Source organism: Streptomyces chiangmaiensis, from assembly GCF_036281785.1.
GTDB lineage: Bacteria > Actinomycetota > Actinomycetes > Streptomycetales > Streptomycetaceae > Streptomyces > Streptomyces chiangmaiensis.
The window spans coordinates 1-22378 of sequence record NZ_JAYWVC010000004.1; the positions used below are offsets into that span (position 1 = coordinate 1).

Annotated in this window: 19 protein-coding genes; 10 read left to right on the forward strand and 9 right to left on the reverse strand. The window is 70.2% G+C overall.

Annotation, left to right across the window (positions count from 1 at the left end; translation table 11 throughout):
* Both VXC91_RS02305 and metG read left to right on the forward strand, forming a co-directional pair.
* A partial coding sequence (locus VXC91_RS02305) for a VWA domain-containing protein (RefSeq protein WP_329504679.1) occupies nucleotides 1–770 on the forward strand: 770 nt, incomplete at its 5' end.
* Nucleotides 771–937: 167 nt separating this feature from the next.
* Nucleotides 938–2653, forward strand: coding sequence for a methionine--tRNA ligase (gene metG / locus VXC91_RS02310; RefSeq protein ID WP_329504680.1), 1716 nt, complete (start codon nucleotides 938–940; stop codon nucleotides 2651–2653).
* A gap of 269 nt (nucleotides 2654–2922) precedes the next feature.
* Here the strand turns inward: metG and aspS are convergent, their stop codons facing one another.
* Nucleotides 2923–4686: an aspartate--tRNA ligase gene (gene aspS / locus VXC91_RS02315; protein WP_329504682.1), complete on the reverse strand. Its 1764-nt coding sequence runs from the start codon at nucleotides 4684–4686 to the stop codon at nucleotides 2923–2925.
* 253 nt (nucleotides 4687–4939) lie between these two features.
* Here aspS and VXC91_RS02320 point away from each other — a divergent pair, with 253 nt between their 5' ends.
* Nucleotides 4940–7135, forward strand: coding sequence for an ATP-binding SpoIIE family protein phosphatase (locus VXC91_RS02320; protein ID WP_329504683.1), 2196 nt, complete (start codon nucleotides 4940–4942; stop codon nucleotides 7133–7135).
* Nucleotides 7136–7165: 30 nt separating this feature from the next.
* On the opposite strand, the gene VXC91_RS02325 is transcribed toward VXC91_RS02320, so the two are convergent.
* The 3 genes from VXC91_RS02325 to VXC91_RS02335 all read right to left on the reverse strand — a co-directional run bounded on the left by VXC91_RS02325 (nucleotide 7166) and on the right by VXC91_RS02335 (nucleotide 10312).
* A complete protein-coding gene (locus tag VXC91_RS02325; RefSeq protein ID WP_329504684.1) occupies nucleotides 7166–8239 on the reverse strand; it encodes an AI-2E family transporter in 1074 nt (357 codons plus the stop codon).
* Between the two features lie 94 nt (nucleotides 8240–8333).
* Nucleotides 8334–9314, reverse strand: coding sequence for a pirin family protein (locus tag VXC91_RS02330; protein WP_329504685.1), 981 nt, complete (start codon nucleotides 9312–9314; stop codon nucleotides 8334–8336).
* Between the two features lie 506 nt (nucleotides 9315–9820).
* A complete protein-coding gene (locus VXC91_RS02335) occupies nucleotides 9821–10312 on the reverse strand; it encodes an SseB family protein (RefSeq protein ID WP_329504686.1) in 492 nt (163 codons plus the stop codon).
* A gap of 143 nt (nucleotides 10313–10455) precedes the next feature.
* On the opposite strand from VXC91_RS02335, the gene VXC91_RS02340 reads away from it, so the two are divergent.
* The 3 genes from VXC91_RS02340 to VXC91_RS02350 all read left to right on the forward strand — a co-directional run bounded on the left by VXC91_RS02340 (nucleotide 10456) and on the right by VXC91_RS02350 (nucleotide 14070).
* A complete protein-coding gene (locus VXC91_RS02340) occupies nucleotides 10456–12282 on the forward strand; it encodes an acyl-CoA dehydrogenase (RefSeq protein ID WP_329504822.1) in 1827 nt (608 codons plus the stop codon).
* A gap of 160 nt (nucleotides 12283–12442) precedes the next feature.
* Nucleotides 12443–13741: a M18 family aminopeptidase gene (locus VXC91_RS02345; protein ID WP_329504687.1), complete on the forward strand. Its 1299-nt coding sequence runs from the start codon at nucleotides 12443–12445 to the stop codon at nucleotides 13739–13741.
* Between the two features lie 98 nt (nucleotides 13742–13839).
* Nucleotides 13840–14070 (forward strand): hypothetical protein, encoded by a 231-nt coding sequence (locus tag VXC91_RS02350; protein WP_329504688.1) that lies wholly within the window; start codon nucleotides 13840–13842, stop codon nucleotides 14068–14070.
* A 27-nt stretch (nucleotides 14071–14097) separates the two neighbouring features.
* Here the strand turns inward: VXC91_RS02350 and VXC91_RS02355 are convergent, their stop codons facing one another.
* Nucleotides 14098–15924 carry an NHL domain-containing thioredoxin family protein gene (locus VXC91_RS02355; RefSeq protein WP_329504689.1) on the reverse strand — a complete coding sequence of 609 codons (1827 nt, stop codon included), beginning with the start codon at nucleotides 15922–15924 and terminating at the stop codon, nucleotides 14098–14100.
* Nucleotides 15925–16074: 150 nt separating this feature from the next.
* On the opposite strand from VXC91_RS02355, the gene VXC91_RS02360 reads away from it, so the two are divergent.
* The gene (locus VXC91_RS02360; RefSeq protein ID WP_329504690.1) at nucleotides 16075–16281 is read left to right on the forward strand and encodes a hypothetical protein; all 207 of its coding nucleotides are present in this window, start codon (nucleotides 16075–16077) and stop codon (nucleotides 16279–16281) included.
* A gap of 95 nt (nucleotides 16282–16376) precedes the next feature.
* Here the strand turns inward: VXC91_RS02360 and VXC91_RS02365 are convergent, their stop codons facing one another.
* Entirely contained in the window at nucleotides 16377–16772 is a 396-nt protein-coding gene (locus tag VXC91_RS02365; protein ID WP_329504691.1) for a cupin domain-containing protein, read from the reverse strand.
* Between the two features lie 51 nt (nucleotides 16773–16823).
* On the opposite strand from VXC91_RS02365, the gene VXC91_RS02370 reads away from it, so the two are divergent.
* Both VXC91_RS02370 and VXC91_RS02375 read left to right on the forward strand, forming a co-directional pair.
* The gene (locus tag VXC91_RS02370) at nucleotides 16824–17822 is read left to right on the forward strand and encodes a GlxA family transcriptional regulator (protein WP_329504693.1); all 999 of its coding nucleotides are present in this window, start codon (nucleotides 16824–16826) and stop codon (nucleotides 17820–17822) included.
* The gene (locus VXC91_RS02375; protein WP_329504695.1) at nucleotides 17819–18313 is read left to right on the forward strand and encodes an LURP-one-related/scramblase family protein; all 495 of its coding nucleotides are present in this window, start codon (nucleotides 17819–17821) and stop codon (nucleotides 18311–18313) included. Before VXC91_RS02370 ends, VXC91_RS02375 begins: the two co-directional genes overlap by 4 nt.
* Before the next feature lie 109 nt (nucleotides 18314–18422).
* Here the strand turns inward: VXC91_RS02375 and VXC91_RS02380 are convergent, their stop codons facing one another.
* Nucleotides 18423–19247 (reverse strand): maleylpyruvate isomerase family mycothiol-dependent enzyme, encoded by an 825-nt coding sequence (locus VXC91_RS02380; RefSeq protein WP_329504696.1) that lies wholly within the window; start codon nucleotides 19245–19247, stop codon nucleotides 18423–18425.
* Between the two features lie 179 nt (nucleotides 19248–19426).
* Here VXC91_RS02380 and VXC91_RS02385 point away from each other — a divergent pair, with 179 nt between their 5' ends.
* The gene (locus VXC91_RS02385; RefSeq protein ID WP_329504697.1) at nucleotides 19427–20245 is read left to right on the forward strand and encodes a carbon-nitrogen family hydrolase; all 819 of its coding nucleotides are present in this window, start codon (nucleotides 19427–19429) and stop codon (nucleotides 20243–20245) included.
* A 56-nt stretch (nucleotides 20246–20301) separates the two neighbouring features.
* On the opposite strand, the gene VXC91_RS02390 is transcribed toward VXC91_RS02385, so the two are convergent.
* Together VXC91_RS02390 and VXC91_RS02395 are read right to left on the reverse strand one after the other, a co-directional pair.
* On the reverse strand, nucleotides 20302–21618 hold the full coding sequence (locus VXC91_RS02390; RefSeq protein WP_329504698.1) for an MFS transporter: 1317 nt from the start codon (nucleotides 21616–21618) through the stop codon (nucleotides 20302–20304).
* Entirely contained in the window at nucleotides 21615–22298 is a 684-nt protein-coding gene (locus VXC91_RS02395) for a GntR family transcriptional regulator (RefSeq protein WP_329504699.1), read from the reverse strand. The genes VXC91_RS02390 and VXC91_RS02395 overlap by 4 nt, the downstream gene beginning before the upstream one ends.
* Nucleotides 22299–22378 lie beyond the last annotated feature (80 nt).

The window sequence follows — 22378 nt, forward strand, 5'->3', positions numbered from 1 at the left end:
CCGCCGACGTCACCCCCGACCCGGAGCCCGAGCCGGCGGCCACCCCCGAGGCCGAACGGGACGTGGCCGAGCCCGTGGCCGCTCGGGCCGGCGAACCGACCGCCGCCGAACCCGCCGTCACGCTCGCCGGCCTCACGTCGCGCGCACCGGGTCTGACCTCCGCCTACGAGGCCGCGGCCACCGCCCTCGAGAAGCACGGCCTCACCGGCACCCGGGCCAGGGTCTACCTCGTACTGGACCGCTCCGCCTCCATGCGCCCGTACTACAAGGACGGCTCCGCCCAGGCCCTCGGCGAGCAGGCCCTCGCGCTTGCCGCCCATCTGGACCCCGAGGCCAGGGTCCACGTGGTGTTCTTCTCCACAGAACTGGACGGCACGGGCGAACTGTCCCTCACCGACCACGAGAACAAGATCGACGAGCTCCACGCGGGCCTCGGCCGCATGGGCCGTACCAGCTACCACGTGGCCGTGGAGGCGGTGCTCGCCCACCACGAGAAGTCGGACCCGGGCCTGCCCGGCCTGGTGGTCTTCCAGACGGACGGCGCCCCGGACGCGAAGACCCCAGCCACCCGGTCCCTCACGGACGCCGCGCAGAAGCACCCCGCCGTCTTCTTCTCCTTCGTCGCCTTCGGTGACCCCGAGAACAAGGCCTTCGACTACCTGCGCAAGCTCAAGTCGGACAACACCTCGGCCTTCCTGGCCGGCGAGACCCCGCTCGAGCTGACGGACTCGGAGGTCTACGAGGGCATCCTGGCGTCCTGGCGCCCGTGATCCGGGCCCGCCCGGCAGGCCACACCGCGGCCGCCCCTTCCCACGAATCAAAACGGGAAGCGGGCGGCCCACCCATGTCGGCTACGATTTCAAGGTTCGTAGACGATGCAGACGACCCGAAAACGGACGCACCGTCACCCCACGTAGCGACTTGGGAGCAGCCCGCGATGGCTCGACACCTCATCACCAGCGCCCTTCCGTACATCAACGGGATCAAGCACCTGGGCAACATGGTGGGGTCCATGCTCCCGGCGGACGTGTACTCCCGGTACCTCCGCCAGCGCGGCCACGACGTCCTGTACATCTGCGCGACGGACGAGCACGGCACCCCCGCCGAGCTGGCGGCGAAGGAGCTGGGACTTCCGGTCGACGAGTTCTGCGCCCAGGCCCACGACGCGCAGAAGGCCGTGTACGACGGCTTCAACCTGGCCTTCGACTACTTCGGGCGCAGCTCCTCCCCGCAGAACCGGGACATCACGCAGGAGATCGCCCGCGAGCTCAAGTCGAACGGGTTCATCGAGGAGCGGGCCATCCGCCAGGTGTACTCGATTACCGACGGCCGCTTCCTGCCCGACCGGTACATCATCGGCACCTGCCCGCACTGCGGCTACGACAAGGCGCGCGGCGATCAGTGCGAGAACTGCACCCGCGTCCTGGACCCGACGGACCTGATCGACCCGCGCTCGGCGATCAGCGGCAGCAGCGACCTCGAGGTCCGCGAGACCAAGCACCTCTTCCTCCTCCAGTCCGCGCTCGCCGGCGAGGTCGAGGCATGGGTCGACGAGCGCGCCGACGACTGGCCGGTGCTGGCCTCCTCGATCGCCCGCAAGTGGCTCACCGAGGGTCTGCACGACCGGGCGATCACCCGTGACCTGGACTGGGGCGTCCCGGTGCCGGCCGACGCCTGGCCGGACCTGGCCGCCGAGGGCAAGGTCTTCTACGTCTGGTTCGACGCCCCGATCGAGTACATCGGCGCGACGAAGGAGTGGGCGGACCGGGACCCGGAGAACCGGGACTGGCGCTCGTGGTGGTGGGAGTCGGACGCGGACGTCCACTACACGCAGTTCATGGGCAAGGACAACGTGCCCTTCCACAGCGTGATGTTCCCGGCGACCCTGCTGGGCACCCGCTCGCCGTGGAAGAAGGTCGACGTCATCAAGGCCTTCAACTGGCTGAACTACTACGGCGGCAAGTTCTCCACGTCGCAGAAGCGCGGTGTCTTCACGCATGACGCGCTGGAGATCCTCCCGGCCGACTACTGGCGCTACTTCATGATGGCGAACGCGCCGGAGTCCGACGACTCGTCCTTCACCTGGGAGCACTTCACGGCCACGGTGAACAAGGACCTGGCGGACACACTGGGCAACTTCGTCAACCGGGTCCTGTCCTTCTCCCGCAAGCGCTTCGGCGACGCGGTGCCGGAGGGCGGCGAGCCGGGCGAGGCGGAGGCGAGGCTCGGTGCGGAGATCGCACGCCTGCTCGCCGAGTACGAGGAGCACATGGAGGCCATCCAGTTCCGCAAGGCGGCGGCCTCGCTGCGCGCCCTGTGGTCGGCCGGCAACTCCTACCTCGAGGAGAAGGCCCCCTGGCTGGAGATCAAGACGAACAAGGAGGGCGCGGCCCTCACCCTCCGCACGGCGATGAACCTGATCCACCTCTACGCCGTCGTCTCGGAACCGTTCATCCCGACGTCCTCGGCGGCCATGCGCGGCGCCTTCGACCTGACGGACGACACGGCGGCCTGGGTCACACAGGAGGAGGCCACATCCCTCACCGCCGTCGCCCCGGGCACGCCGTTCACCGTCCCACCGGTCCTCTTCGCCAAGCTCACGGAGGAGGACCTGGAGAACTACAAGGCACGCTTCGGCGGCGAGACCGAGTAGGACCGCGGAACGCGGGACGGTACGACCTCAGGGGCCCGGGAAGCCGCACGCTTCCCGGGCCCTTCCGTCCGGCCACCGGCCGGTCTACCTCGATCAGGGCGGTTCCGTCCGGGGACCCGAGCGGAGGTTGATGCCGGGTCGTTCGGCGGGCGGACGCGGATCACGACGGGTCGGGGGGCAAGGCCCTGTCACGACGTCGTGTTCGCGGAAAAGACGGACGGGCCCGGAACCCCTCTTCGGGGTTCCGGGCCCGCTCTCGTGCAGCGCCCTTACTTCGGCTGCGGCTTGCGAATGGACAGGTGCAGCTCGCGCAGCCGTGCCTCGTCCAGCTCCGTCGGTGCGCCCATCATCAGGTCCAGGGCGTTTCCGTTGAGCGGGAAGGCGATCGTCTCGCGGATGTTGGGCTCGTCGGCCAGCAGCATGACGATGCGGTCCACACCCGGCGCGATGCCGCCGTGCGGCGGGGCGCCGAAGCGGAAGGCACGCAGCATGCCCGCGAACTTCTCCTCGACGGTCTCACGGTCGTAGCCCGCGATCTCGAAGGCCTTGAGCATGATCTCCGGCTCGTGGTTCCGGATGGCGCCGGAGGACAGCTCGACACCGTTGCAGACGATGTCGTACTGCCAGCCCAGGATGTCCAGCGGGTCCTGGGTCTGAAGGGCTTCCAGACCGCCCTGCGGCATCGAGAACGGGTTGTGCGAGAAGTCGATCGCGCCGGTCTCCTCGTCCTTCTCGTACATCGGGAAGTCGACGATCCAGCAGAAGCGGAAGACGCCCTCCTCGAAGTGGCCGGCGCGCTTGGCGGCCTCCACCCGCACGGCACCCATGATCTTGGAGACCTCGTCGAACTCGCCCGCGCCGAAGAAGACGGCATGGCCGGCCTCCAGGCCGAGGCGCTCGGTGAGGACCTTGACGTTCTCCTCGGTGAGGAACTTGGCGATCGGGCCCGCCAGTGAGCCGTCCTCGGTGACACGCACCCAGGCCAGTCCCTTGGCACCCAGCGAGACGGCGTACTCACCGAGCTGGTCGAAGAACTTCCGCGGCTGGTCCTGTACGGCCGGCACCGGCAGCGCGCGCACGTGCTTGCCCGCGAAGGCCTTGAACTCCGAGCCCTCGAAGACATCGGTGATGTCCACCAGCTCCAGCTTGGCGCGCAGGTCCGGCTTGTCGGAGCCGTACTTCAGCATCGCCTCGCGGAACGGGATCCGCGGGAAGGGGGAGGTGACGTGACGGCCACCGCCGAACTCCTCGAAGATCTCCGTCATGAGCTTCTCGATCGGCTGGAAGACGTCCTCCTGCTCGACGAAGCTCATCTCGACGTCGAGCTGGTAGAACTCGCCCGGCGAGCGGTCCGCGCGGGCATCCTCGTCACGGAAGCAGGGCGCGATCTGGAAGTAGCGGTCGAACCCGGAGATCATCAGCAGCTGCTTGAACTGCTGCGGAGCCTGCGGCAGCGCGTAGAACTTGCCCGGATGCAGACGGGAGGGGACGACGAAGTCGCGGGCACCCTCCGGAGAGGTGGCGCTGAGGATCGGGGTCGCCATCTCGTTGAAGCCCATCGCTGCCATCTTGTGGCGGATGGCCGAGATCACGGACGTGCGCAGCAGGATGTTGCGGTGCATGCGCTCGCGGCGCAGGTCCAGGAAGCGGTACTCCAGGCGCCGCTCCTCGTTCACCCCGTCCTCGGTGTTGATCGTGAAGGGAAGCGGGGCGGCCTCGCCCAGCACCTCCACCTCGCCGACCTCGATCTCGACCTCGCCGGTCGGCAGGTCGGGGTTCACGTTCTCCGCGCCGCGGGAGACGACAAGGCCGTCGACGCGGACGACCGTCTCCTTGGAGAGCTTGTCGAGCGCCTCGTAGGCGGGCGTGCCGGGGCGTGCGACGAGCTGCGTGATGCCGTAGTGGTCGCGCAGATCGATGAAGAGGATGCCGCCCAGGTCGCGCCGATTGTGCAGCCAGCCGCTCAGCCGGACGTCGCTGCCGACGTCAGAGGCGCGGAGCTCGCCGCAGGTGTGGGACCTGTACCGATGCATCGTCGTTCATCCAGTCTTCGCGGATCGGGGTCTTTCCGGGGTCGCGCCCCGGCGCCTCCGGGCGGTCACGGCCCGGACCTACCAAGGGTACCGGCCGCCCCAAGATCGCCTCCCCCACATAACGCACAGGCGCGCGCCGATCATGGGCGCGGACGCCTCCGGTGGGGCTGCGAGATCGCTCCGGGGCCCTACAGGATGTCCTTTTTCTCACGTTCGGTGGCACCTTTCGATCAGCTCTTCTTACAGTGGGGCAATGCGCACTGGTGAGCCCCTGCCCGCCGTGGGGGACGTCCTGGCCGATCTCGCGACCGGTCTGTGGCGCTACGACGCCGCCGCAGGACTCGTCACTCTGGACGCCGAGGCCGCACGGCTGGTCGGGCTGCCCGCGCGGGCGACGACGCTCTCCCAGGCCGGGATGCGCGCCCGCTTCCACCCCGTCGACTGGAACGAGGTCGACGGGGTCGTCCAGCTCGCCCTGGCCGAAGGCACCATCGCCGAGGTGCGGATGCGGATCATGGACGGGCACGGGCGCGTCGTCCGCACCGTCCGCAGCCGGTCCAAGCCGTCGATCGACCCGCGGACCGGCGAATACGAGCTGGTCGGCACCCTCCAGGAGGTCACCGATCCCTCCCCGTACGCCGCCCGCTCCCCCATCACCGGCGACTGGCGCCGCTCACGCGAGGCGTTCCTGCTGGACGCGGGGCGTGCCCTCGCCGAGGCCCGGTCCACACAGGAGGTGCTGCGGGTGGCGGCGGGGCTGGCGATGCCCGGCTTCTCCCCGGACGGGCTCGCGGTCTTCGGGGCCGACGGCGACCGGCTGATCGTCATAGGGCACCACGGGCACAAGGCAGGGGACGAGGAACCCTTCACACAGATGTCGCTCGACACGGACTACCCGGCCGCCGAGGTCGTCCGCACCGGGCGCGCCGTCTATCTGTCCTCGCCCGAGGAGTACCGGGCCCGCTACCCCGTCTCCTGGCCGCTCGCCGCGCACTTCGGCCGCCGGTCCTGGGCCTTCCTGCCGCTGACCGTGGCGGGCCGCACGATGGGCGCGTGGATGGCGGCCTTCAAGTACCCGGTGACCTTCGCGCCCGACGAGCGCTCGGTACTCACCACGGTCGCCCGGATGCTCGCCCAGGCCCTGACCCGCGCGGGCGCCGCCGAGACGGAGCGGGAGCTGACGGACGGGCTGCAGCGCTCGATGCTGCCCACACTGGGCCCGGCGATACCGGGGATGACCGTGGCCGCGCGCTATGTGCCCACCGGCGGCGGGCTCCAGGTGGGCGGCGACTGGTACGACATGATCCAGCTGCCTGGGGGCACCTCCCGGACGGAGTCCGGGGGAGGCCGGTTCGCGCTCACCATCGGCGACGTCCAGGGCCATGACGTGCGCGCCGCGGGCCTCATGGGCCAGCTGCGGATAGCGCTGCACGCCTATGCCTCCGAGGGCCATCGCCCGGACGCCGTCCTCTCGCGCGCCTCGCGGTTCCTGCACGGAATGACGTACGGCGAGGACGGCGCCGACCTGCGCTTCGCGACCTGTCTCTACGTCGAGGTGGACCCGGCGACCGGAACGCTGGAGATCGCCCGCGCCGGCCACCCCGACCCCGCGATCCGCACCACCGACCGGACGGTGCTGATGCGGCCGACCGCGGGCGGGCTGCCGCTCGGCATCGACCCGGACGCGGACTACCCGACCACCCGGCTCGTCCTGGAGCCCGGCGAGACCATGCTTCTCTGCACGGACGGGCTGATCGAGACCGGCGGACACGATCTGGACACCGGCTGGCGGCGGATCCGGCGGATCCTGGAGGAACACGACGGCGACATGGAGGAGCTGGCCGACGCTCTGGTCCAGGCCGTGCACGGGCCCTGCTCGCACCACGCCACCGGGCCGCTGACCGACCGGCGCGAGGACGACATAGCCGTGGTGCTGCTGTGCCGGGGCGGCTACGGGAGCAGCTGCACCACCGTGGCGGGTGGACGGCATGTCGTGCGCCGCACGATGCTGACGGTCGCGCAGGCCGAGCCGGAGCGGGTCGCGGTTGTCCGGCAGCAGGTGCGCGAGCTGCTGCACGACTGGTCCTGCGAGGACCAGGTCAACTCGGCCGTCCTCCTGGTCTCCGAGGTGCTCACGAACGTCCTCGTGCACACCGACACGGACGCGCTCCTCGTCGCGGAGGTCCTCAGCGACGCGGACGGCCTGGACAGCGTGGACGGCAGGGGGGGACGTCTGGTGCGTGTGGAGGTCACGGACGGCGGCGACGACCTTCCGCACAAGCGTGACCCCGGCGAACTCGCCTCCTCAGGGCGCGGCCTGGTCCTCATCGAACTGCTCGCCGACGCCTGGGGGGTGGATCCGCAGGGCGAGGGCAAGAGCACCTGGTTCGAACTGCACGAGGAGCCGGCGAAGGAGGACGTGGAGGCTCAGGACCCGTCGCTTCGGTGACAGGGCCCTCGGCCACGCCTTCGGCGGTCCTCACCGCCCACCCTCGGGTTCCGGCGGACGTGTTTGTGCCGCCTCCCCGTCCCCGTAGCGCGTCCTCAGCTCGTGGGCGACACCGAACGCCGCCGCCGTCAGCGGCACGGCCAGCAGCATCCCCAGGATCCCGGCGACCGACGCGCCCGCGGTGATCGCCAGCAGCACCGCCGCGGGATGCATCTGCACGGTCCGGCTCTGGATCACCGGCTGGAGCACGTGCCCCTCCAGCAGCTGCACGGCGACGACCACGCCGAGCGCCCACAGCGCGATGACGAACCCGCGGTCGGCGAGGGCGACCAGGATCGCGACCGCCCCGGAGAGGAAGGCTCCGAGGTAGGGGATGTACGCGCCGACGAAGACGAGCGCACCGAGCCCGACCGCGCCCGGGACGCGCAGGACCAGCAGCCCCACGGTGATGCAGATCGCGTCGATGAGCGCGATGATCGTGGTCCCGCGCATGAATCCCTCGACCGCCTCGAAGGCGCGCCGCGCCATGACCTCGACGGTGTCGGCGGCACCACGCGGGACGAGCGAGCGCAACAGGCCTGCGACCCGGTGGGAGTCGCGCAGGAAGAAGAAGACGAGCAGCAGGGCCAGGACGGCCATGGCGATGGTCTCGCCGACGACGCTGACCCCGCTGATGACATTGGAGGCGGCGGTCCCGCCGAACTTGGTCAGCAGCTCCTTGGAATGGGACACCACATCGTCCAGTGACGTCCCGGCGGCCCCGAAGAACCGCGTGAGCGACTTCGCTGCGCGTCTGAGCGAGTCGATGATCTGGTCGCCGCTGTCCATGAGCGCGGCGACGACGACGTACACGGCCCCGCCCACCACGGCCATCACGGCCAGACACGTGATCACGGCGGCGAGCGACCGCTGCACGCCGACCTGCACGAGCCGCCGGTACAGCGGCCCGAGGAGCGCGGTCCCCAGCAGCGCCAGCAGCACGGGGACGACAGCGGTGCGGAACACCGCGCACAGCCGGATCCCCACCCAGCCGACCCCCGCGACCAGCAGGATGACGACGCACCAGGCGGCGAGCCGGCGTACGGGGTCGGGAAGGAGCTGCACCTTCCCAGACCAGCACGCCAGGGGCGGGCTGTCCTGTGCGGACGGCCCGCCCGGGTGACGCGGCGTCAGACTCGGTCGGCCATGCGGCCGCTGGTCACGAGCCCTGCGGACCGCTTGCGGTCATCCCGTGCACCGCCGGGATGGTGCCGAGGCGGCCCTTCTGGAAGTCCTCGAAGGCCTCCTGGAGCTCTTCGCGGGTGTTCATCACGAACGGACCGTAGTGGGCCATCGGCTCACGGATCGGCTGCCCGCCCAGCAGGAGGACTTCCAGGTCCGGCGTGTTGGAGTCCTGCTTCTCGTCCGCGCGGACGGTCAGCGAGGAGCCCGCGCCGAACACAGCGGTCTGGCCGAGGTGGATCGGCCGCCGCTCCGTGCCCACGCTGCCGCGACCGGCCAGGACGTACGCGAGACCGTTGAAGTCCTCGCGCCAGGGCAGGGTGATCTCCGCGCCCGGCGCCACGGTCGCGTGGACCAGGGTGATCGGCGTGTGCGTGATGCCCGGGCCCTTGTGGCCGTCCAGCTCACCGGCGATGACGCGCAGCAGTGCGCCTCCGTCGGGGGTCGTCAGCAGCTGCACCTGGCCACCGCGGATGTCCTGGTAGCGCGGGGCCATCATCTTGTCCTTGGCGGGCAGGTTGACCCAGAGCTGGATGCCGTGGAACAGACCGCCGGACACGACCAGCGACTCCGGTGGGGCCTCGATGTGCAGCAGGCCCGAACCGGCGGTCATCCACTGGGTGTCGCCGTTGGTGATGGTGCCGCCACCGCCTTGGGAGTCCTGGTGGTCGAAGATGCCATCGATGATGTACGTGACCGTTTCGAAGCCACGGTGTGGGTGCCACGGGGTGCCCTTGGGCTCGCCCGGCGCGTACTCCACCTCGCCCATCTGGTCCATCATGATGAACGGGTCGAGGTGGCGGTAGTGGATCCCGGCGAACGCGCGACGGACCGGGAAGCCCTCGCCCTCGAAGCCGCTGGGTGCGGTCGTGACACCGAGCACGGGTCGGGCCACCGCGTCGGCCGGAGCGACCACACGGGGCAGGGTCAGCGGGTTTTCGACGGTCACTGCAGGCATGTCGGTACCTCCTTGTGCTCTCACTTTAGTTGATGGTTGAACTTTCTGCCACCCGGAACGCGAAAAGCCCGAAGGGCATTCCCTCCGGGCTCCTGTCACCGTGTCGGCTGCGTCACTTGCTCACGTACAGGTACTTCCAGGCCCCGTACATCGTGGAGTTCACGGTGTCACCGGACGATCCGTAGACGTACACCGCCCGCATCCGCGCCCCCCCGGGCATCTCCAGGCAACCCCCCTACTTCTCGCTCGTGCCGACCGGGAAGTACTCGGAGCCGGCCGAGTGCCACCTGCCGTTGCAGTGGCCCTGCAGGTGCGGGAGACCTCGCCCTTGCCGGATGCCGTGACCGCCATGTGCGCCGTCACCCGCGTGGCCGACCTTGCACCTGACCGTGCCGCCGGCCGGCGGGGTGGTGTCCGTGAAGGGTTCATCGTCGGCTCGGTGAGCGACTTGAGGCTGTGGCCGCCGGCGCGGAAACGGCGACCTGTCATCTGCGCGAAACCGGCCTCTAGCCGTACATCCGACGCATCGCGAACTCCACCATCTGCTCGACCGCCTTCGCGTCGAAGACCATCCGGTGCTCACCCTCCATGTCGAGGACGAACCCGTATCCGGTCGGCAGCAGATCGATCACCTCGGACCCGGTGATCACGAAGTACTTGGACTCCTTGCCGGCGTACCGGCGCAGCTCCTTCAGCGAGGTGAACATGGGGATCACGGGCTGCTGGGTGTTGTGCAGCGCCAGGAACCCCGGGTTGTCGCCGCGCGGGCAGTACACCTTGGACGTGGCGAAGATCTGCTGGAAGTCCTCGGCCGACACCGACCCGGTGGTGAAGGCCCGGACCGCGTCCGCGAGCGACGGCGGTGACGGCTCGGGGTAGAGCGGCGGCTGCTGGCCGTATCCGCCGGGCATCTGCCCGCCCGGCATCTGCTGCCCGGGCATCTGCTGCTGCGGCGGGGCGTACTGCTGCTGCGCGCCCGCGTTCTGGTAGCCGTACATGCCCCAAAGAGTAGTGGGCCACATCAGAGCCATGAGGGGTTGATTCTTATTACCGACGGGTAGCATCATCGGTGCTACTAGTTGGTACGTGAACCAGATGCGAGGAGACAGTGCCTCGCCGATCCCTCTACGGAGCCGTCGCCATGGGGCACTACAAGTCGAATCTCCGCGACATCGAGTTCAACCTCTTCGAGGTGCTCGGGCGCGACAAGCTGTACGGCACCGGCCCGTTCGCGGAGATGGACTCGGACACCGCCAAGAGCATTCTCGGGGAGCTCACCCGCCTGTCGGAGAACGAGCTGGCGGAGTCCTTCGCCGACGCCGACCGCAACCCGCCCGTCTTCGACCCCGAGACGAACACCGCGCCCGTCCCGGCGTCCTTCAAGAAGAGCTACAAGGCCTTCATGGACTCCGAGTACTGGCGCCTCGGACTGCCCGAGGAGATCGGCGGCACCACCGCCCCGCCATCCCTGATCTGGGCGTATGCGGAGCTGGTCCTCGGCTCGAACCCGGCGATCTGGATGTACTCCTCCGGCCCGGCGTTCGCCCGCATCCTCTTCGAGGAGGGCACCGAGGCCCAGAAGAAGATCGCGCAGATAGCCGTCGAGAAGACCTGGGGCTCCACCATGGTGCTCACCGAGCCGGACGCCGGTTCGGACGTGGGCGCCGGCCGTACCAGGGCCGTCCAGCAGGAGGACGGCTCCTGGCACATCGAGGGCGTGAAGCGCTTCATCACCTCCGGTGAGCACGACATGGAGGAGAACATCCTCCACTACGTCCTCGCCCGTCCCGAGGGCGCCGGCCCCGGCACCAAGGGCCTGTCCCTCTTCCTCGTCCCGAAGTACCTCTTCGACTTCGAGACCGGCGAGCTGGGTGAGCGCAACGGCGTGTACGCCACCAACGTCGAGCACAAGATGGGCCTGAAGGCCTCCAACACCTGCGAGATGACCTTCGGCGACCGCCACCCGGCCAAGGGCTGGCTGATCGGCGACAAGCACGACGGCATCCGCCAGATGTTCCGCATCATCGAGTTCGCCCGCATGATGGTCGGCACGAAGGCGATCTCCACGCTGTCCACCGGCTACCTGAACGCGCTCGAGTACGCCAAGGAGCGCGTACAGGGCCCGGATCTGGCCAACTTCATGGACAAGGCCGCGCCCAAGGTCACCATCACGCACCACCCCGACGTGCGCCGCTCGCTGATGACGCAGAAGGCGTACGCCGAGGGCATGCGCGCCCTCGTCCTCTACACGGCCTCCATCCAGGACACGATCACGGTCAAGGAGGCGACCGGCGAGGAAGCCTCCGCCGAGGAAGCCCTCAACGACCTGCTCCTGCCGATCGTCAAGGGCTACGGCTCCGAGAAGGGCTACGAGCAGCTCGCCCAGTCGCTGCAGACCTTCGGCGGCTCCGGCTTCCTGCAGGAATACCCGATCGAGCAGTACATCCGCGACGCCAAGATCGACACCCTGTACGAGGGCACCACCGCGATCCAGGGCCAGGACTTCTTCTTCCGGAAGATCGTCCGCAACCAGGGCGCCGCGCTGAACTCCCTCGCCGAGGACATCAAGAAGTTCCTCGCGCTCGGCACGGGCGGCGAGGAGCTGGCGGGCGCCCGCGAGCACCTCGCCAAGGCGGCCGTCGAGCTGGAGGCCATCGTCGGCCTGATGCTGACCGACCTCGCCGCCACCGAGCAGGACGTCAAGAACATCTACAAGGTGGGCCTGAACACCACCCGCCTGCTGCTGGCCTCCGGTGACGTCGTCGTCGGCTACCTGCTGCTGAAGGGTGCCGCGATCGCCGCCGAGAAGCTTCAGACGGCCTCCGCCAAGGACAAGGCGTTCTACACCGGCAAGATCGCGGCGGCGAAGTTCTTCGCCGCCAACGTGCTGCCGGGCGTGACCCTGACCCGCAAGGTGGCCGAAGGTGTGGACCTGGACCTCATGGAGCTGGACGAGGCCGCGTTCTAGGACACGGCCGGCCCCCGCCGGGACCCGTCGCCTGCGACGTCCGTAGCGGGCCGACCAGCGCCCCGGTCCGTCCGGATCCCCCCGACTCTCCACATCCCCCTTACGAGGGCCCGCTCCCGATCATCGGGAGCGGGCCCTCGTCCGTCGTTAAGGTGAACACATGAGCACAAGCCCCCGCTTCGACCGCGGTCACACCGACGACCTCATGTCTTTCCTGGCGGCGAGTCCGTCGCCGTACCACGCCGTGGCGAACGCCGCCGAGCGGCTGGAGAAGGCCGGCTTCCACCAGGTCGCCGAGACGGATGCGTGGGACGGTACGAGCGGCGGCAGGTACGTGCTGCGCGGAGGCGCGATCATCGCGTGGTACGTCCCCCAGGGTGCCGAAGCGCACACGCCGTTCCGGATCGTGGGCGCGCACACCGACTCCCCGAACCTGCGGGTGAAGCCGCGGCCGGACAGCGGTGCACACGGCTGGCGGCAGATCGCGGTGGAGATCTACGGCGGCCCCCTCCTCAACTCCTGGCTGGACCGCGACCTGGGCCTCGCGGGCCGGCTGTCCCTGCGCGACGGCTCGACCCGCCTGGTGAACGTCGACAGACCGCTGCTGCGCGTGCCACAGCTGGCCATCCACCTGGACCGCTCGGTCTCCGCAGAGGGGCTGAAGCTCGACAAGCAGCGCCACCTGCAGCCGGTCTGGGGTGTGGGCGACGACGTGCGGGACGGCGACCTGATCGCCTTCCTGGAGGAGGAGCTGGGCCTGGCCACGGGCGAGGTGACGGGCTGGGACCTGATGACCCATCCCGTCGAGCCGCCGGCCTACCTGGGCCGGGACAAGGACCTGGTGGCGGGACCGCGCATGGACAACCTGCTGTCCGTACACGCGGCCACCGCGGCGCTGGCGGCCGTGGCCGCCTCCGACGCCGGCCTGGCGTACATTCCGGTGCTCGCGGCCTTCGACCACGAGGAGAACGGCTCCCAGTCGGACACCGGTGCCGACGGTCCGCTGCTCGGGTCGGTGCTGGAGCGCTCGGTGTTCGCCCGGGGCGGCTCGTACGAGGACCGGGCGCGTGCCTTCGCCGGCTCGGTCTGCCTGTCCTCCGACACCGGGCACGCCGTCCACCCCAACTACGCGGAGCGGCACGACCCGACCCACCACCCCCGGGCGAACGGCGGCCCCATCCTCAAGGTGAACGTCAACAACCGCTACGCCACGGACGGTTCGGGCCGGGCCCTCTTCGCCGCCGCCTGCGAGAAGGCGGACGTGCCCTTCCAGTCCTTCGTCTCGAACAACGCGATGCCCTGCGGCACGACCATCGGCCCCATCACGGCGGCCCGCCACGGCATCCGGACGGTCGACATCGGCGCGGCGATCCTGTCCATGCACAGCACCCGCGAGCTGTGCGGCGCGGACGACCCGCACCTGCTGGCGAACGCGCTGGTGGCGTTCCTGGAGGGATAGGAACCGAGCCCGCGAGCCGCTGCCCGCACACCCACCCGGGCCCGGGCACCCGGGCCCGGGGTCGGAAGGACCGGACCCCCGCAGGCAGGGCGGGGCTCATGGGCCGGGGTGGATGCACCATCCTGGTCGCCGTAGGGGCCATCCTCGCGTTCGCGTCCGACGGCCACACGCAAGGCGTCGACCCTCAGCTGGTCGGTGTCATCTGCATGATCGTCGGCCTGATCGGGGTGGCCACGTTCAGCAGCATCCACCGCCGGAGGCGGGTCTTGGTGCCGCCACCCGTCATCGAGGAGGAGCGGCACCATCACCGGGACGGGCAGGGGCTGTGACCCCGGGCCCGCCCGGCCCGTCGCGTGCTATTCCGCGTCCATGCCCGCCAGCACCAGCGGAAGCCGCCCCGCCCCGCCGTCCGTCAGGCGGATCGGGACACCCCAGTCCTGCTGGTGGACGTGGCACGCCGGGTACTCGTTGGCGGGATCGTCGTCGCAGGACGCGGCCATCGCCGAGACGTGCAGGACGCCCTCCGATATCGCCGGATTCAACTCCAGCTCACGCGTGAGGTCCGTGTCCGCTCCCTCGCCCTTGAGCAGCAGCTCGGGCGGGGTCGAGGAGACCAGCAGCCGCGTCGAGGGGCCGTAGCGCGTGTCGAGCTTCTGACCGGCCGGAGCCTGGAAGATCACGTCCAGCCGCAGCCGGCCCGGTGCCACTTCGGTCGCCGCACGCTGGGTGCGGTGGGCGACCGAGGCGACCTGGACCGCCTCCTCGGGCAGCCGCAGCCGGGTCAGCCGGTGGCGGGCCGACTCCACGACCACGATGTCCTCACCGACGAGCACCGCGTCCGACGGCTCCCGCAGATCCGTCGCCAGCGTGCTCACCTCACCGGTCGCCGGGTCGTAGCGCCGCAGGGCGTGGTTGTACGTGTCGCTGACCGCCACCGAGCCGTCCGGCAGGGCGGTGACGCCCAACGGATGCTGGAGCAGTGCCTGTTCCGCCGCACCGTCGCGGTGCCCGAAGTCGAACAGCCCGGTACCGACCGCCGTGTGGACCGCACCGTCCCGGTCCACCCAGCGCAGGGCGCTCGTCTCGGAGTCCGCCAGCCACAGCCGCTCGCCGTCGGCGGACACCGCGAGCCCGGACGGCTGAGCGAACCAGGCCTCGGCGCCCGGACCGTCCACCAGCCCCTCGTTCGTGGTGCCGGCCGCAACCGCGACCGTGGCCGTCTGCGGGTCGTACGTCCACAGTTGGTGCACGCCCGCCATCGCGATCCAGACCCGGCCGCCGAAGACCGCCACGTCCCACGGCGAGGAGAGGTCCACTTCCCGGGCAGAACCGGACGTCGGCGAGCCCTGCCACCACTGCTTGCCGGTGCCCGCGAGGGTGGTGACCTCGCCGGTCGCCAGGTCCAGACGGCGCAGCGCGTGGTTCACGGTGTCGGCGACGACCACCGCGCCCTCGTCCAGCAGCGCCAGGCCCTGCGGCTCGCTGAAGCTCGCCGCGTCCGCCGGGCCGTCCGCGAAGCCCCGTGCACCCGACCCGATCCTGCGGACGACCGTCTCGCCGTCCGCCGCGAGCTCCACCAGCCGATGCCGGGTGGTGTCGCTGACCAGGAACGTCCCGGACGGCAGCAGGAGCGCCTTGCCCGGGAAGCGAAGGGTCGTGGGCTCGGGCTCCGGCGCCACGTAGGGGCCGTCGCCACGGCGCAGCGTGCCCTTGGCCTGGTGCTCCTCCTCCAGCTCCTCGACGAGCCGCGCTATCGCGTGTGCGTGGCCCTCGCCCGCGTGCTGGGCGACCACATAGCCCTCGGGGTCGATGACCGCGAGCGTCGGCCAGGCGCGGACGGCGTACTGCTTCCAGGTGGCGAGCTCGGGGTCGTCGAGAACCGGGTGCTCCACTCCGTACCGCTCGACCGCGTCCACCACCGCCTGGTGTTCCGCCTCGTGGACGAACTTCGGAGAGTGCACACCGATGATCACCACGGTGTCGCGGTGCTTCTCCTCCAGCTCGCGCAGCTCGTCCAGGACGTGCAGGCAGTTGATGCAGCAGAACGTCCAAAAATCGAGGATGACGATACGTCCTCGCAGGTCGGCAAGGGTGTACCGCTCACCGCCCGTGTTCAGCCAGCCACCCTTGCCGATCAGCTCGGGGGCACGGACACGGACGCGACGAGGTGTGGAGTCGTTCATGGGTCAAGAGTGCCATCCGCGGCGCGGGTGCCACGGAGCCTGTGGACAACGTCGGTGACGGTGCGTGCACATCTCCCTACCGGATGCGTTCACGCGGTCACGGAGAGATGCTCTACGCAGACAGGGGGGCCACTGCAAGGGAGCAGTTCCATGCCACGAGACATCGACGACCGGATGCGCCGCCGGGACCGCGAACATGAGTACGGCGAGATCTCCGGCGACCGGGCGCGCGACCGGGACAAGCGCGAGCAGGACCGTAGCGGGTCCGACGTGTCGGACCCGGACCTGCGCCGCGAGCGCGGCGACCGACGCGCATCGTGGGACGACGATGACGACACGCAGGAGGGCTACCGGTAGACCGGACCCGGCCCTCCGCGGTCGATCAGCGGTCCCTTCGCGGCCCCTGAGCGAGTCCCCCGCCGCCCGGCGGGGGACTCGTCCGCGCTCCGGCCTCAGGTCAGCGCGTGCCCGGTGGTCGCGTCCACGTGGTCGGGGATCTCCTCGTGGCGGTCGCCGACCGTCATGGTCCCGGTGGGCTCGAACAGCAGGATCGAGGCCCCGGCAGGGGCGGACGGCCTGTGCTCCGTACCGCGCGGGACCGTGAAGACCGAGCCTTTGGGCAGCGTGACGGTGCGCTCGCCGGCCGCCTCGCGCAGCGCGATGCTCAGTTCGCCGTCCAGGACGAGAAAGAACTCGTCGGTATGGTCGTGCGTGTGCCAGAGATGCTCGCCCTCGACCTTGGCGACGCGGACGTCGTAGTCGTTGACTGCGGTGACGATGCGCGGGCTCCACAGCTCGGTGAAGGAGGCGAGGGCCGTGGCGAGGGAGACGGGTTCCTTGGGTGCCATGCCGCCATCGTGCGGGTGTTCTCCGTGCTGCACGAGTGCTAGAAATCGCATATGCCGCAAGGATCCTCTCAGGTGTCGTCCGTGCACCGGGTCGTCCTGGTCGTGGACGAGAACTCCAACCCCTTCGAGATGAGCTGCGCCATCGAGGTCTTCGGGCTCGAACGGCCCGAACTGGGACGCAGGCTCTACGACTTCCGGTTGTGCGCGGCCGCACCCATGACCCGGATGCGGGACGGCTTCTTCACGCTGACCGGCGTCGCGGGGCTCGACGCCGTCGACGAGGCGGACACACTGATCGTGCCGAACCGGCCCGACACCGACACCCCGCGCTCTCCGGAGGTCCTGGACGCCGTCCGCCGGGCACACGCACGGGGCGCCCGGCTGATCGGTTTCTGCTCCGGCGCCTTCACGCTCGCCGAGGCCGGACTGCTCGACGGCCGGCGTGCGGCCTGCCACTGGATGTGGGCCGCGTCGTTCCGAACGCGGTTCCCTCAGGTCGAGCTGGAGCCGGACGTGCTGTTCGTGGACGACGGCGACATCCTCACGGCCTCCGGCAGCGCCTCGGCGCTCGACCTCGCGCTGCATGTCGTGCGCCGCGACCACGGAGCCGAGATCGCCAACGCGGTCTCCCGGCGGCTGGTCTTCGCGGCGCACCGCGACGGCGGACAGCGGCAGTTCGTGGAGCGGCCGGTGCCCGAGGTGCCGGACGAGTCGCTGGCACCGCTGCTGGCCTGGGCCCAGGAGCACCTGGCCGAACCGCTAACCGTCGCCGGCCTCGCGGCACGCGCCGCGGTGAGTTCCGCCACACTGCACCGCCGCTTCCGCGCCCAGCTGGGCACCACCCCGCTGGCCTGGCTGACCGGGGAGCGCGTCGCCCTCGCCTGCCGGCTGATCGAACGCGGGGAGGAACGGCTGAACGTCGTCGCGGCGCGCAGCGGTCTCGGCACGGCCGCCAACCTGCGCGCGCGTCTCCGGCGCGAGACCGGACTCAGTCCGTCGGCCTACCGGCGGCGTTTCGGACCGGTGACGGGGGAAGCCCTCATCGTATGAGATTCCTCGTACGCGACCGGCTCCTCGGCTTCGGTGACGACTACTGGATCGAGGACCAGCACGGCAACAAGGTCTTCCTGGTCGACGGCAAGGCGATGCGGCTGCGGGACACCTTCGAACTGAAGGACACGCAGGGGCGGGTCCTGATCGACATCCACCAGAAGATGTTCGCCCTGCGCGACACGATGGTCATCGAACGTGATGGCGAACCGCTGGCCAAGATCAAGCGCAAGCGGCTGTCCCTGCTGCGCAACCACTACCGCGTCTCGCTGGCGGACGGCTCCGAACTCGACGTCAGCGGCAAGATCTTCGATCGCGAGTTCGCCATCGACTACGACGAGGAGCTGCTCGCGCAGATCTCCCGCCGCTGGCTGCACGTCCGCGAGACGTACGGCATCGACATCGTGCGCGACGACGTGGACCCGGCCCTGCTGATCGCGGTGGCCGTGTGTGTGATCCACCTTGCGGAGAAGGAGCGCGAGGAGGACTGAGCGGCCCGGCCGCAGGGGATGCCGGAGCCGGGCCCGACGGGGACCGCACCGGCCCGGCGTCTTCCTGCGGCGCGCCCGTGGAACCGGGCACGCCTCGAGGCCTGCCCCTCTACTTCGTCACGGCGAACGCCAGGAAGATCGCCGTCGTGAGTTCCGGGTCCCCCTCCGCCTTGACGCGGTCCGCCACGACGTCCGCGGTGACGCGGCCGCAGGCGAGGCGGACGTAGGTCTCCCAGTCGAGCGTGAGCGACACCGTCGGGCCCAGCGAGGGCGTGCCGTCGATCCTGCCGCGGCCCTCCGCGTCGACCCGGACCGTCCGCAGGAACTCGACGGGGCCGTGGACGTCGAAGACGGTCGCCGAACCGGGGGGCGCCCCCGCGTGCTCGGCGACGACCTTCGGCAGCGCGGCCAGCAGCTCGTCCCGCGCGATGTACGCGCCGGGCGAGTCCAGGTTTCCCGGGCGGCCCAGCGCCGCCCGCAGGTCCTGCTCGTGCACCCACACGTCGAACGCGCGGTATCGCATGGCCTCTTCGAGGGTCTGCTCCGTGCCGAGCGGGCCGCGCACCTTGCTGTCCGGGTCCCGTGTCTCGTTCCGCAGCTGGCGGTTGCGGCGGATGATCGTGTACTCCAGCTCGGACGTCATCTCGGGTGCCGTGTGATGGCGGCGGACGTCGACCTGCATCTCCATGTAGCGCTGGTGCTCGTTCGTGACGTGGAAGAGGTCGCGCGGCAGGGTGTGGATGGGCCGCGGGTCGCCGAGCATCTCGCAGTCCATGCCGATCACATGGGAGACCACGTCGCGCACCGACCAGCCGGGGCAGGGGGTCCGCCGGTTCCATTCGCCGTCCACAAGGGGCTGAACCAGTTCGGATATCGCTTCGATGGAGTGGGTCCAAGCGTCGGCGTAGGGCTGGAGAGTGGGATGCAGACTCACGGAACGGGACCCCTCGGGCGGTCGGTGCACGGGTGGTTGTAGCGGCGGTGTCGACGGGTGACGACTGTCGGCGGGTGTCTCGGAACGTTAAGTTACGCTGCTGCGAGGCACCCCGGCAGTGCTTTCGTGTGACGATCGTAGGCCCGAAGAGACGGCTCGAATGCCAGGACGGTGGTACTGTGCGCGCCTCCCTCATCCAATTCCGGGTAGACGAGGACGAATCGGTCGATTCGCGCCGTCGTCGCGCCGCCTCTCTGGTGCGGGATCAAGCCGGAGTCGATCTGGTGGTGCTGCCAGAGCTGTGGACGACCGGGGCGTTCGCCTACAAACGGTTCGGGACCGAGTCCGAGCCGCTCGAGGGGCCGACGTACGAGGCGATGGCCAAGGCGGCGAGCGACGCGGGCGTGTGGCTGCACGCCGGGTCGATCCCGGAGCGGGACGCGTCCGGAAGTGGTTCGAGCGGGGACGACGGCCCCCTGTACAACACGTCTCTGATCTTCTCCCCCTCCGGTGAGCTGGCCGCCTCCTACCGCAAGATCCACCGTTTCGGCTTCGACAGGGGCGAGGCCGTGCTGATGGGCGCCGGCACCGAGCCGGTGACGGTGCGCCTGCCGGAGACGACCGTCGGCCTGGCCACCTGCTACGACCTGCGCTTTCCGGAGCTGTTCCGCTCGCTCGTGGACGCGGGGGCCGAGACGCTCGTGATCCCGGCGGGCTGGCCCGAGCGCCGCCGGTCCCACTGGACGCTGCTGGCCCGGGCGCGGGCGGTCGAGAACCAGGCGTACGTCCTTGCCTGTGGAACGGCCGGCACGCACGCCGGGGTCCCCCAGGCCGGTCACTCGATCGTGGTGGATCCATGGGGCGAGGTCCTCGCGGAGGCGGGCCCCGACGAGGAGATCCTCACGGTGGAGTTCGACCCGGCCAAGGTCGCGACCACACGGGAAGAGTTCCCGGCGCTGAAGGACCGGGTCCTGGGCCTGGAGCCGCCGCGCCGCTGAACCGGGCGCTCCCTCCCGGGTGGGCGGCGCCGCGCGCACCGCCGTGCGCGTGGGCTCTAGGCCGGCACGTGCACCGTCTCCACCCGGCTCGCCACCAGCCGCTCCCGCTCCCTGCGCGCCGCCTGTTCGCGCAGCCGCAGGATCTGGCTGAGCCCCAGCGCCTGAAGGACGAACACCGCGCAGAACGCGACGGTGTAGTCGTCGCCCGTGGCGTCCAGGAGTACGCCGATCGCCAGCAGCGTCGTCATGGACGCCATGAAACCGCCCATGTTGGTGATGCCGGAGGCCGTGCCCTGACGCTCCGGCGGGTTCGCCGGGCGCGCGAAGTCGAAGCCGATCATCGAGGCCGGGCCGCAGGCCCCCAGCACCGTGCACAGCACGATCAGCAGCCACATCGGCGCGTGCGGGCCCGGGTAGGCGAGCGTGGCCGCCCACAGGGCCGCCGTGGCCCCGACCGTCCCGAGCGCCAGCGGCAGCCGTGCCGCGTGGTGCCGGGCGACGATCTGCCCGTAGACCAGTCCGACGGCCATGTTCGACAGCACCACGAGTGTCAGGAGGTCACCGGCCGTCGCCCTGGACAGGCCCTGTGCCTGGACCAGGAACGGCAGGCCCCACAGCAGCAGGAACACCATCGCCGGGAACTGCGTCGTGAAGTGCACCCACATGCCGAGGCGCGTCCCCGGCTCCTTCCACGACGTGACGATCTGCCGCCGCACGTACGCCGAGCCGTGGTGCGGGAACGGCTCCGGTTCGTGCCCCTCGGGGTGGTCCCTGAGGAAGAGCAGAAGCAGCACGAAGACGACCACTCCGGCGAGGGCGCTGCCGCCGAACGCCGCCGTCCAGCCCACCCTGTGCAGCAGCCGGGCCAGCACCAGTGTCGAGACCAGGTTGCCCGCCATGCCCACCAGACCGGCGAGCTGGGCGACCAGCGGCCCACGCCGGGCCGGGAACCAGCGCGTGCCGAGCCGCAGGACGCTGATGAACGTCATCGCGTCACCGCAGCCGAGCAGCGCACGCGAGGCGAGCGCCGTGCCGTACGACGGGGAGAGGGCGAACCCCAGCTGGCCGGCAGTGAACAGGACGACCCCGATGGCCAGCACCTTCTTGGTGCCCAGCCGGTCCACCAGCAGGCCGACGGGTATCTGCATGCCCGCGTAGACGAGGAGTTGGAGGATGGAGAAGGTCGACAGGGCCGACGCACCCACATGGAAGCGGTCCGCGGCGTCAAGTCCGGCCACCCCCAGGGACGTTCGGAAGATGACGGCGACGAAGTAGACCGAGACGCCGATGGTCCACACGGCCACGGCGCGACGGCCGCCCGGTGGATCGCCGGGCAGGGACACGGAACGGGGACTCACGGAGCGCGAACTCATCGCACCTCACCCCGGGCCAGGTGGGAGAACCAGCTGACGTGACGGTGGACGATGTCGACGGCCGCCTCGGCGTCGCCGGACCGCAGGGCGTTCAGGATCTCCTCGTGCTCGGTGAGCGTCTTGGCGATCCGGTCGGGGTGCGAGTGCATGACCGCGACACCCATCCGCAGCTGGCGGTCGCGCAGTTGGTCGTACAGGCGGGAGAGGATCTCGTTGCCGCCACTGCGCACGATCTCGGCGTGGAAGGTGCGGTCCGTGACCGCGGCCCCTGCCAGGTCGCCGGTGGCGGCCTGCTCCTTCTGACGGGCGAGCAGTTCCTCGAGACGGGTGATCAGGCCGGCCGGGGCGGGCACGGCCTTACGGGCCGCATGCTCCTCGACGAGCTGGCGCGTCTCGACCACGTCCGCGATCTCCTGGGCGGAGACGGGCAGGACGAGCGCCCCCTTCTTCGGGTACAGCCTGATCAGCCCTTCGACCTCCAGCCGCAGCAGCGCCTCCCGCACCGGGGTCCGCGAGACGCCGACCGCCTCGGCGAGCTCGCCCTCGGTGAGCAGCGTCCCGCCCTCGTAACGGCGCTCCAGGACGCCCTGTTTGACGTGGGCGTAGACACGGTCGGCGGCGGGCGGCTGCTTGACGGACGGCTTCGCGGCAGCGGGGACGGCGGACGGGGCTGAAGGCATGCGCACATCATAGATACAACACGTGCACATGCCGGCGTACGTCCACCATGCGGACGGTGCAGCCGTCTCGAAAAATCTCC